We start from the raw sequence: 11,193 nt of genomic DNA, 5'->3' as shown, positions 1-11,193 counted from the left end.
CATTCCCGATAGCACGATCGTCGATCCTGGATCGATCTGAGAGGTCGATTTCCGCACTGTCTTGCTCACGAGGGAGTTTTCACACGGCCTCCAGCGATTGCAGCCGCTCGTACTCAGCGCCGCAAGTCGGCTGACAAACACTAACCAGACATTCGCGAGCAAATGACGAAATGCTTCGCAACTGCCTAAAAAAGAAAAAGCGTCTTAAAGACGCTTTCTCGAATTGGCGGGGGATGGGGCACTCTCAGGGCCTAAGCCTTCCAAAGCGAAGCCGTGACTCCCCTGCAGTGTCCAGTGCGCATACCCCCAGTAACCCCGCGCCCTTTCGATTGCTTTTCAGCTTGAGTTTTAGCTTCATTTTTTCCCCTTTCGCTGCATCTCGAACTCCAAAGAGAACTCGATCACCATGAACAAGGAAGCAAACAACACCAGACACGCGCTGAGGAAGTCTCCGAACAACGCCGTGGTAGACACAGCACCGAAGCCGGAAATTTTGTACCACTATAAAGCAACCGGGAGGAGCATGCCGGCTCCTACGTTGGTATTTAGAAGTGGCCTGAGCCTTCCACAAATCTCGTTCCCCGGCGAACGGAGTCGTCTTGCTGGATCATCTCCCTGACCATGGCGAAATCATTCTTGACGGAGAACACGTAACGCTCCGCTTCCAGCACCTGCAGCGAATTGAAGTGTTCAACGTTCTCTGGGCGGACTTCCGTCATGGAACCTGCCAGAAGCGCCTCCACGATGTCGGAAATCTCCTTCTGCTGCGCTCTGAGCAAGCGATGGTCCCCGAGCCCGCCTACCAGCAGCCGATCAATGCGCTCGATTCCATCGATCATCATTTCCAGATATGTAGGACACATCAAGGAAAGCGCCAATGTTGGAGACAGTGGAAAGTACAGCTGAACCCCGATGGACGCCAAGCCAAGTTTCCCGCTACCTTCCGCATTGGGGTCATTGAACCGGACGACCGGATGATCCCCCATGAAAAAAGGTATCTCATCGGAGGTCTTGATCAAATGCCAGACCTTCTGCAGCAGCAGGGGAGACCAGTCCCTTGACGCATTGCTTATCATTGCCGCGTAGTGGGCCTGTCGCGCGTTCTCTTTGCTGCCGACCAGAGGGGCGGGCTGGAAGAACTCCTCCGGGGCGCCCTCTGCACGAAAAACCCCCTCCATTCGACTAGAAAGATCATCGAAGGTTGCCATCGTCGCCTTGGTGCGCACGAGCTGCACCGCCATGAAGCTGGCGAGAATTGCCTTCTCTTCGTGCCAGGTAGGGGGAAGCGCTTGAGCAGCGATGACCCGCGCAGTGACCTCGGCGGCCTTGGTTTCAAGGCTGCTCAGTGCGGGTTCAAGCGTCATGGGCACTCCCTGAAACTCAAAATCGTAGATCGCCCGCTCAGCGGCGACACCCACCTTCGATTTCTTGGAAGTGGAAAACGCAAAGATCTTGTTTTGGTGCTTATCGAACGCATGTACCAACTCCCGCCTGCCGGAGGAGAACCGCCGCAGCATGAACTTGGGCACGTAGTGCTGCAATGGCTCACTCATCGAACTGCTCCCGAGGTCAAGCATGCACCGATCAAGACGTGCTTTAACTGCCTTACCTCGACGACGCCTACATTCACGCACATGAGCCTGGACTCCTAACGAGGTGCGTTCTTGCGGATCACCAGATCCACCAAAGAAAAGAGCCTGTGAAACAGGTAGTCGACATGATCGGTATCGATCACGGGCGTTTGGCTTCGTTCATGATGGCGTAACAGATAGTTGTTCCCAATTTCTCGCAGCTCCAGGGCCTCCTTCTCAAGAAGCTGCCGAAATACCGGTTCGGGGCTTGCCCTGTCCAGAACCAACTTCGCTGACTTGGCCTTGTTATCGTCGGCCAATGTCTTGATGCGCTCCCATGAGTCGAACAACCGCTCCAGCGCCTCGCGCCGAATCAACGGATCGGGGTCTGTGAATTTCCTGCGTGCCTCTTCCAGCATGACGTCGAGCAGTTGGTCCCCAGTCCGGAAGTAGGCTCTTGCGAGCAAGTTCCCGATGATAGCTGGCAAGATCCGCCGGATCTCGCCGCTTTCGGTGATCTCATAGGCTAACCCGTTACGCGCAAGGATGCGGTTCACGTCGGTCACGAATGCAGAACGCCCCTCCGCGCTGTCGAAAGACAGATGGTGATGGCGGTAGTAATCGTGAACTCGTCCCGGAATCGGCCGCGCAACGCTTCTCCATACGAACTCGATGAAATCGAGCGCCACAAGGGTTGGGGGAGCCCACGGCTTTCGCGCCCGCATGCAATCATCTTCATCGACCTTGTCACGTTGCAGCGGCCATGACAGGCCCTCGATCTCCGCTTCGATTGCGCTTTTCAGCATGTCCGTGTCGTTGCCACAGATCGCATGACCATCAGGACATTCTTGCGGAAACGACGCCCCAAACGCTCCGGAATTCGCCAGGGCCTCAACCAGGACCGCAATGCCAGCCCATGCCACTGGACTCATCGTCTGCTCGGTACGGGCCCTCGGCCCGAGCTCCCGATCACTGAAATAGTTGCTCATGAGGTCTGTCCTTCAACGGAGCTTGAACAGGGGACTGGGATTGGATGTCGAAACCACCAAGGTGAGCGACTTTTTCGCCCTGCTTAGGGCTACGTACATCTTGGACTTGGCGTACAGGGTCGATGTGAACTGCGTCTTGTCGCAAGCCATCAGCATCGCGTGGTCGCACTCCAGGCCCTTCGCCTTGTGAATGCTGCTGAGCACCTTTTGGGGTAATGAAGGATGGGAATAGGAGCGCATGCGCGACACCTCCGCAAATCCTTCGTCCGGATCTGCAAACTGGCCGATGCGCACGGCATCCCGCAGTTCGGACCTGTGATCGATCTTCACGACGTCAAAGCCCGCGGCGTTGTCCTTCACCAGCGCAGTAATTTTTGCGAGCGCGTCTGACACACCAGTATGCGAGGGATTGCTCAGCAGGCATCGTGCGACCGCCTGGATATTGGCCGGTTTTCCGGTGGTGGAGCGCGCCGTCCCGGTGCGAACTTCCTGCAAAAGTCGGTCACCGTGGCTGGATGGACTGAATCCCGCCGCGACGCTGCCCATGAAGGTGATGACACCCTTCGCCAGCGCTTCGGGATCGCCATGGCCGGTGCGCAGTGTCTGCACGAGCGCCCCTAGCGCATCACGTGTATGTCCTTCCCAGATCGGTACTGTCCGAAACCAGAAGGCTCGAAGTGCCGATACCAAGTCGTTCTGCGATGCTAGGACCATCAACTGCGGGCTGTTCTTCAGCACCTTGTCGATCGGTGTTCTGTGTTCCTTGGACAGTTGGTAGCCGGTTCGCATCTGAGCCGTGTTGTTTCCGATAAGCACCCTAACTGATGGAGGCAGCGCTCTGGTCAGGTCTATCGGAGTTCCGCGTTCCAAACTCTCCCGTGCCTCGATTACCCAAGCCCCTAACTGAGGACAACCGGTTTGCCAACGGTGAGGTGTGATCAGTTTCTCGGTTACTCCCTGCACCTTCAAAGCGTCCCAGCGGGCACGATCCTCGCGCGCAGCTTTGTCGGTCTTGGCCCCATAAATCCGCTGCAGGGGATCTCCAAAGATCCGGACAGTTGCTCCAGCGGATAGCAAGGACATGACAATACTGTGCTGATCGACACTGGAATCCTGATGTTCATCGCACACGATGACTGGGTAGCGTCGGGCCAGTGCACGAGCCACCATTGGCTGATAGTGGAGAAATCTTGCAACCTTGGTCGCCATGATCTCAAAGCCTTGCCCGCCATCTTGCCAAGCCCAGGAGGTCAGATCGCGAGGAAGGTCAAGTGGCTTGTGGTAAGCCAGCGCGATCTGCGCAATCAAGGCATCGATAGTTTTGATTTCGACGCGTGACCCGGCCTTCTTCGTACGTTCTGCGAAGACAGAGCAAGCAGCGTGGGTATGCGTCAGGATAAGCAAGCGGCCATCACCGAGCGCTCCCACTACCTCCTGCGCGTACGCAGCGCCCTGGTATGTCTTGCCGCAGCCCGCCGCAGCTTCAATGATCACCAGCGGCTCGGGTGAGCGGAGAAGTTTGGCGACGGCCTGGTCGCTCATAGATCGAGCTTTTGCAAGGTCTGGAGCCCCACGGCTGCCAGTACCGCGTTGATCAACGGAAGCAACTGCGGTTGAATTTCCTCCCAAGCGCCTAGCGCGACCATTTTCTGAGCCAACTCCTGCCCACCGACAGTGGACTTGAACCATTGCTGGGAATGCTTCTTCCAAACCTTTTCTTGACCTGCAGGCGCCCCATCATTGCAGCCGCTAGCGGCTGCAATGATCAATTCACGCCACGTTTTTCCGGAGGCTTTCAGCGCCGCCTCTATCGCCTCTGTGCTCTTGTCTTGAAGTCCAAGGCGCTCTGCCAAAGTCCGAAGTCGATAGCCGTCCAGTTCGCCTTCTGTATCTTTCAGTAGTGCGAGAAGATTTGCTTCGGGAACCGCCCCGATAACATGATATTCGGTACAGCCCTTGGGCCACTGGTGCAGCCGCCCTTTGATCTTGTCTTTCAGTTTCTTCCACCGCTCTGGCGCGGTACCTTCGTCGTCAACCAGACCGGCAAACAGCAAACCGGAAGACGCGAGCGTCTCCAACAGATCCAAGGTCGCACTGTTACCCTGACCATCACAGACTCGCACCCCGTGATCGAGCGGGTTGCCCTTAAAAGCTTTCTCTAATAGGTACTGCAAAAATCCGACTTCGGTGGGGCCTTCTGCAATGACGGCCACACGCGCCAGGAACGTCTCAGGATCGCGTTTCTGCTGTGACCTTATCTTGTCCCGAGGCAGCGCACCGATAGAGCCCAAGCTGTCCAGATACCAGAGGTGAGCGTCCTCGGCACACGAAATGGCGACAGGGCTATGCGTCGTGAGGAAAATCTGCCCGTGTTGGCTGGCCAGGATATTGATGAGCTTCCGTAGACGATACGGCTCAAGGCCGCGCTCAATCTCATCGATGAGCGTAATGCTTGCTTCCTTGTCCGTTGACGATGCGATTTCGAGCGCAGCCATTCGTCTAGTGCCAGCACCCCAACTGCTTAGAGGCAACGCCACCCCATTCTTGGTCGCCATCAACCCAATGAGTGCGCCGATGGACAACCCCTGGCTTGTCGTGAGACCGAGTTTCAAATCGCTGGGAAGCGCAGCACCGGCCATGCGCGTATCCAGCAATTCGATCGCCTCCTTAGCCTTGTCGTTGAGCGAATCGTGCAAATTGAGCCCCGCGACCTCCTTGCCGATACGTGCCCGCAATGCGTTATCGGCCAACAACCGATCCAGCGCTGAGCCATAGACAAGGCGCAGATCGCGATCGTTGCGCTCATCAGCGCCCATTCGGACCAAGCCGATACGCCGGCGAACGGCTGTCGAAAAATGGTCGAATTCTTCGTTGGGTTGCATGACCTCCCACACGAGTTCCAATTCCGTAGTACCCCGTACGCGTACGCGATACACCGGCTCGCCGGGTGCGAGGAGGTCTCCTTCCCCGTCGGCTGACGGAGTGATGGCATCCTGCCCGTTCCACGCCCATGGCCAGGCGAAAGTGTTCTGCGAGCCGATCCCGGTCGTATCGGGTAGGGTCATGACGGCTTCGATGACGAACTCTTGTGCGCTGTCCCGCGCCCAGTAATCAGCCTCAGAGATAACCGCAGTGTTCGATGGCGAAAGCAGCAGTGCAATCGCTTCAAGGATAGTCGTTTTTCCAACGTCACCCCCACCCAGGATGACGTTCATTCCTTTCGCAGGTAGCCATGTTAGGGAGTGGATACCTCTGAAGCGTTGAATAGTTATCTTATAAATACGTGCTGTTTGGGTCATGTCACTCTCAATTGCGAGGAATAGGCGGATAGCCAGAAACCCGCTTTCTCACCTCATGATGGAACGTGAGCTCCGAATACCCTCACAGGTTTGCGATCACGTGCATTCACTAACTGCAACAAAATGCTAAACGCACGTAGCTTAGCAGCGCTTAACTCAACGAGCAGTATTAGTATCAGCAGTCGTTGCGAAAAGAAAAACAGAAGGGGGTGCGGATAAAAACTTTGCACGGTTATCCTGGCTATGCTTCACACAATCCCGGGCGGTCCCTTTAGACCCAAACGACTTTGCCCCGCCTCACGAAATAGTGAGCCCGACAGCCGCCACGCCGCCAGACGGAGGGCTCCAGCGAAGGATGACCGTCTTTGTCGACCTGAAGCGACCAGCGGGGGCGGGCCTCACGAATCAGAGGAAGCTCCACTGGTTGGCCGCATCCGCAAGGGCAACGCATCATGACCGACCATGCCTCCCCGCCTTCACGCAGCAACACCAAATCTCTCGACGGCAGTTGATCAGGCGGTAACACGCCCTGCACCTCAATCACTTTTCGAGGACCGGCCCACCACTCAGCCAGTCTGAGCCAAGCAATCTTCAGCTTGCTCATTCGTGCTCCTGCGGCCCAAGTACCGGCAGTCCAAGCAAAGGCTCCGCAGCGCCTGCGCCCAACAATGGGGTCGATTGCGAAGCACACGCCGATTCAGCCTCGTGCTCTTCAAATGCCTCTGAGAGCATGAAGCGCGTGCGCGCGAAGCCGCGATTGGACTGCTCCCGGAACGGGTATGCCCTGGCGATGAACTCCATGACGCATGAACTGGAGGCACGCATATTGAGCGTAATCACCGAGGGAGCTTGTTCAGGCATGCCATCGATGTAGCCTGCCTTGACTTGATCGGCATGTTCCGCTGGGTCAGCCTCTGCAAGTGCCTCGGCATGCAGAGACGCAGATGTATAGACGCCACGATCAGCTAGGCTGCTCCCACCTGGGAACACATAGTCCACCCGTCCAGTGACTTCCGCAATGGCCAATCCGTTGAGAGTCGTGCGTGTGGGAATGGCCACACCCACGTCGATCAATGGCAGCAGGAACGCCGCAGCCAGGCGATCTGCAACCATCCGCGCGCGAAGCTTGTCGACGCAACAAAAAATGACATCTGCTTGAGATGCCGCAAGCACCGCGCGCCTGCTCATCACGTCCGCGTCAATCGGCGTGAAAAAGGGATCTGTCCGCAAAAGGTTGATGCGATCGGCAAACACGTGGACCTTGGTTTGCGCGCCTTTTGCATCAGCCAGAGTAGTGTTCAGTATTCGGTTGAGATTCTTCTCTTCAACGTGATCATGATCAATCCCGATCACCCGCCCGAAGCCCAGTCGACATACCTGTTCTGCCGTCACGGAGCCCGTACCAGAAACACCAATGACGCATGCCGTCAAACGCCCAAGCTCCTGGCTCATTGCGGGGGTGAACGCCATTGGGCGCAACGCAGGGAAAGCAATCCCATCACGCCACCAATAGTGCAAGTCATCCCCAGCAACCGACACCAGATCAACCGGCGTCACCTCTCCGTTTGGGCTGTACATGCGAGCCAAGACCCGGCCATCTGGCACCATCACAGCAGAGCCATGATCTGCTGTGACTGCAGCCTGAATGCATGGGATCACCGCTGCATCACTCTCATCGTCAACGCGCGAGAAGCCTGGGTAACCTGTTGGATGAGAATGCAGCAGGATGACGCTCAGCCCAGCTGGCTCGGCCAGATCAACTGCAGCCTCGATGTACGCGCCTGGCCAAGTCAGAGCGTCTTCTGTTCGGCGACGGCAGGCGTGATGCGGCACCAAGACGACGTCTTTCACCAGCAGCCGTACACGCGGTTCTGGTACACGTGTGCACACCAATACGGCGGCGGCTTCCTTGCCATCACCCGGGAACAGATGAGCCAACAACTGCCGGTGAGCTGCCTGTGTCAGGCTCAGCGTTGTGGCGGGCATCATTCGCTCAGCTCCTTGACCATGCAAGATTCAACCAAAGCCAGCTGAGTCTGCACGCAGTCTGAGTTCGGGTCCCATGCACTCGCCCCGCTGCGGTGGCGCGACCACCCTTGAAAGGTCGCACCCTTGATGGTTGCCCGCACTTGGGTGCTGGGAACCTCCTGGCCATTGATCAGTGTGACAAAGGGGAGGAAATAGAACATGTCGATCTGGGCAGCTGGATAGTCCAGCACGATCTCCAAGGCCAGTTGGACCTTAGTTTGAGAATAGCCACCCAGCAGGGAGTAGTCATGGATGAGCAACCAGCGTCGCGTGGCGCCGACAACTGCATCGTGCTCGATCACGGTTTCCCATTTGAGGCCCAGCGCGTCCAGGAACTGGTGATCCTTGGGGAGAAGCTGGAAGGCGCGAGTCGGCGCAAACGAATTGCATTCCCCGTTGTTGACGTCTCGCAGCATGAGCCGGATCTTCTCAATACCAGGCTGGCGCAAATCCACAACAAAGTCGCCCGTGATCTCCTGCTTTGGCTGACCATGCACGATGAGGTAGATGTGCCACGACTTGTTCGGGTCGTAACCAGCTCGCACCATGGCGTCTGCCACCTTGACCTCCGGCTGGGTGTACTCCAGCAAGACTCCTTGGATCGACAACGTCCACGTCTGAGGCTTGATCCTCGATTTGAACGTCTCAACCCCAGGACGAGTCAGATCAACACGCTCGTTGACGGCAACCTCCACCGCATCATACGGACCGATCAACTCGATCACCTTCTGAGGATGATTACCCGCAAGCATTTGCAGCAGCTCCCCAGAGATGAAGCGATGCGGCCACTCATACGATTTGCCGTCGATGGTGAAGCGGTACACCCGATCGCCCGAGGAAATCACAAACGTGTTCCCAAGTGCCAAGTTGATGCGCTCATCGAGCCGGATGCTCTCCATTCCTCCACCGTGCAGCAACTGAAGCACGATCTGATCAGACGTGGCAGGGCGCCCCACCAAAGAGAGGATGTGTTTACCAAGCGCTTCATGCGCGTTGGGCGGGGTACACACGCGCACGATGCACTGCTCATCGCTGATCAGGTGAAGTTCATGGGTGCCGACTTCATGTTGGCTGTTAACCGTAGGCTGGTTTTGGGTGTTCATTGCAAGGTCCTTCCATTCTGCTTAAATTAATCTGTTTAACTTCGCCCGCAACAATACTGCTGAGGACTTGGTGCGAAGACTATCACCAAGATCTGCTTAAAGCAAGCTGTTTATCCAGATTATTTGATGGCGAGGTACTTGAACTCGATGCCGCCCGTCTCAGCCACTTCCTCGACGCGCAAGAAGTAGCCCTCCAAAACCAGCTTCTTCAGTCTTGTGCTGGCGTTCTGTACCGAAAGGCTCAGATCGGCGGCGACCTGGGAGGTCGTCACTTGGCCCTGCCGCAACACATAGTTGACGAGAGTCTTGGTCGCTTGGTTCATCTCGGGCCCGATCACTTCAAAGTCTTGCCCATTCCAAATGACCATCGGCTGCGCCTTGGCCAAAGCCGCATAGCTCCAGTTGTCGATTAAGTCCCTGTTGTGCAGGTCGGTGAGATAGATCCCTCTCTCGCCACGCAACTGCTTGGCCAGAGAGATCACGCTTTCACGAGGGAACGAAGCGTCGGTCGCCTCAATGCCTTCAAGGGAGATGCCGAACACCCGAACGGCCGGGTGAGCCTCCACAAAGTCCACCAGACCACGGAAAACAGCCTTCCCTTGGCTATTACCGAACGGACGATCAGTGCCCCCCGTGAAGTCGCGTAGTTTCACGACGATGGAATTCTGATTCATTTTAGCAGTTTAAAGAGCGTTGCCAGGGGCGTCAAGCTTCAGCATGAAGTCGAAACAAATGTGCGTGCCTTCGATACGCACCAGGCCGGTGGCTGACGCAAACCGTACGCCGTCGTCGGTGTGAAGGATGCGCAACTCGAAGTCACTTTGCCGAACCGATATCGTTGCCTTGAACTTCTTCGCTTTGTCCCCCGAGATCTTCAACCCAGTTCCACGTCCGTCATGGTCAACCTGGCTGATGCCACCTGATGAAAAAACGCGCTTCAACAACGTGACACCTGGGTGACTGTTTGCAGATGCAATCTTCTTGGCCACATCGGGGTAGCGTGCCTCCAGCACAGGCATCAAGGTTCCGACAATGCCTGCACCACTGTCTGATATGACGGCCTGAATTCTTCCGCTCGCTTTGTAGAATTGAAGTCCAGCAAGTCCTGGAGTTTGCGAGCCCGAATGTTCAAGAACATTGCGGTAAAGCTCGTACAAGATGGTGCTGACTGCGACGGAATAGCTTTCCCCGGCGCATCTCACAAAGCTGCGCTCCAGCAGATCTGGCACATCGCGATCTTCCTTAGTGGGATCGATCGACCGAAGCTCAATAAGGCCATCATTCTTCCCCTTGAACTCCTTTGAGCGACCACGCAAGGCCCGCTTGGGCAGCACTTGAATCGCGGCATTGAGGTGATCGAAAAACCCCAACCGATCGAGGTAGGTGGCTGTGCTTCGTGACTCGGTGAAGTCCAATAGCACAGTTTTGCCTCCATGTGCAAGCTGGTTACTGAGCGCCAAGAGTCGAGCAAGAGCCTCCAGCATCATGCGAGAGCCCTCTTTGAGGCTAAATACCACGCGCTGACACGGGGAATCCAACGGTGAACCGGCCATTCTCAACAACTTCTCGACGTCTTTGGCCGCGAGCCATGTCTTGCCCCCGAAGTCAACACGAAGCTCCGCTGGCGGCACAAAAGACCAACAGGACGCCTCATCTTGCTGGAATGTGTCCTTGTGCGCATGGAGCAAAGCGCTGACGGGGGAGCGCTCAAAGCCAAGGCGATAAGCAATCGTCCTCGCCTTCAACCCTGGGTTTTGGCGAACAAAGTCTCGAACTTTTTCTAGCATGTCACCAAATGATATTCGCTCCAATGCAGCGAGCTTGGGCACCAGACACAAAAGGTGAATGAACACGCCGGGGTCAAAACCATAATTCACGCATTCATCCGCAATTGTAGCTTCGCTACTGGTTAGGCTTCGGCCCGAAGCCTGTACCCGCAGGCTGTTGCCGTTGATCTCATTTCGGCTAAGCCGTCAGTCAAGACATCTACGGTGACTGACAGCCCCCAGCCTGAAGCTGCTATTTAGCCTGCTTCCCACTGGTACAACTTTGCTTTTAAATATCCATTTGAATATATCAAATATATTTTATATTCAAATATTTGCATTGTTTACAATTGGTATGCCTTGCGTTGCACAGCGCAACCAGCCGCTTGATCATTGATCGGCTGCTTCTCTCGCTCGACATCCTGAGCTTCCCCCCC

At 56.2% G+C, this 11,193-nt stretch carries 9 protein-coding genes; all 9 read right to left on the bottom strand.

What is annotated here, in order from left to right; all coding sequences use genetic code 11:
* Window positions 1-545: 545 nt before the first annotated feature.
* Window positions 546-1,553 (bottom strand): DUF4238 domain-containing protein, encoded by a 1,008-nt coding sequence (locus CSE6_RS24645; protein ID WP_193751176.1) that lies wholly within the window; start codon window positions 1,551-1,553, stop codon window positions 546-548.
* A 95-nt stretch (window positions 1,554-1,648) separates the two neighbouring features.
* Window positions 1,649-2,560, bottom strand: a complete 912-nt coding sequence (locus CSE6_RS24640) for an AbiJ-NTD4 domain-containing protein (protein ID WP_059441734.1) — start codon at window positions 2,558-2,560, stop codon at window positions 1,649-1,651.
* Between the two features lie 12 nt (window positions 2,561-2,572).
* A complete protein-coding gene (locus tag CSE6_RS24635) occupies window positions 2,573-4,102 on the bottom strand; it encodes a UvrD-helicase domain-containing protein (protein WP_059441733.1) in 1,530 nt (509 codons plus the stop codon).
* Window positions 4,099-5,859, bottom strand: a complete 1,761-nt coding sequence (locus CSE6_RS24630; protein WP_238585808.1) for an ATP-dependent endonuclease — start codon at window positions 5,857-5,859, stop codon at window positions 4,099-4,101. The genes CSE6_RS24635 and CSE6_RS24630 overlap by 4 nt, the downstream gene beginning before the upstream one ends.
* Before the next feature lie 271 nt (window positions 5,860-6,130).
* Window positions 6,131-6,310, bottom strand: a complete 180-nt coding sequence (locus CSE6_RS26855) for a DUF6527 family protein (RefSeq protein ID WP_238585809.1) — start codon at window positions 6,308-6,310, stop codon at window positions 6,131-6,133.
* A 149-nt stretch (window positions 6,311-6,459) separates the two neighbouring features.
* Entirely contained in the window at window positions 6,460-7,848 is a 1,389-nt protein-coding gene (locus tag CSE6_RS24620; protein ID WP_059441731.1) for a ThiF family adenylyltransferase, read from the bottom strand.
* Window positions 7,845-8,990, bottom strand: a complete 1,146-nt coding sequence (locus tag CSE6_RS24615) for a multiubiquitin domain-containing protein (protein WP_059441730.1) — start codon at window positions 8,988-8,990, stop codon at window positions 7,845-7,847. Before CSE6_RS24615 ends, CSE6_RS24620 begins: the two co-directional genes overlap by 4 nt.
* A gap of 119 nt (window positions 8,991-9,109) precedes the next feature.
* Window positions 9,110-9,664 carry a DNA-binding protein gene (locus CSE6_RS24610; RefSeq protein WP_059441729.1) on the bottom strand — a complete coding sequence of 185 codons (555 nt, stop codon included), beginning with the start codon at window positions 9,662-9,664 and terminating at the stop codon, window positions 9,110-9,112.
* Window positions 9,665-9,673: 9 nt separating this feature from the next.
* Window positions 9,674-10,867: an ATP-binding protein gene (locus CSE6_RS24605; RefSeq protein WP_152668647.1), complete on the bottom strand. Its 1,194-nt coding sequence runs from the start codon at window positions 10,865-10,867 to the stop codon at window positions 9,674-9,676.
* Window positions 10,868-11,193 lie beyond the last annotated feature (326 nt).

It is taken from the genome of Comamonas sp. E6 (genome assembly GCF_001010305.1).
Classification (GTDB): domain Bacteria; phylum Pseudomonadota; class Gammaproteobacteria; order Burkholderiales; family Burkholderiaceae_C; genus Comamonas; species Comamonas thiooxydans.
The sequence above is the reverse complement of the archived record's forward strand: the minus strand, read 5'-3'. Positions and strand labels throughout refer to the sequence as shown.

Excerpts from the sequence above, each read along its gene's own strand:
- CSE6_RS24645 (WP_193751176.1), bottom strand. The coding sequence starts at position 1,553 with ATGAGTGAGCCATTGCAGCACTACGTGCCCAAGTTCATGCTGCGGCGG.
- CSE6_RS24630 (WP_238585808.1), bottom strand. The coding sequence starts at position 5,859 with ATGACCCAAACAGCACGTATTTATAAGATAACTATTCAACGCTTCAGA.
- CSE6_RS24610 (WP_059441729.1), bottom strand. The coding sequence starts at position 9,664 with ATGAATCAGAATTCCATCGTCGTGAAACTACGCGACTTCACGGGGGGC.
- CSE6_RS24640 (WP_059441734.1), bottom strand. The coding sequence starts at position 2,560 with ATGAGCAACTATTTCAGTGATCGGGAGCTCGGGCCGAGGGCCCGTACC.
- CSE6_RS26855 (WP_238585809.1), bottom strand. The coding sequence starts at position 6,310 with ATGCGTTGCCCTTGCGGATGCGGCCAACCAGTGGAGCTTCCTCTGATT.
- CSE6_RS24615 (WP_059441730.1), bottom strand. The coding sequence starts at position 8,990 with ATGAACACCCAAAACCAGCCTACGGTTAACAGCCAACATGAAGTCGGC.
- CSE6_RS24635 (WP_059441733.1), bottom strand. The coding sequence starts at position 4,102 with ATGAGCGACCAGGCCGTCGCCAAACTTCTCCGCTCACCCGAGCCGCTG.
- CSE6_RS24620 (WP_059441731.1), bottom strand. The coding sequence starts at position 7,848 with ATGATGCCCGCCACAACGCTGAGCCTGACACAGGCAGCTCACCGGCAG.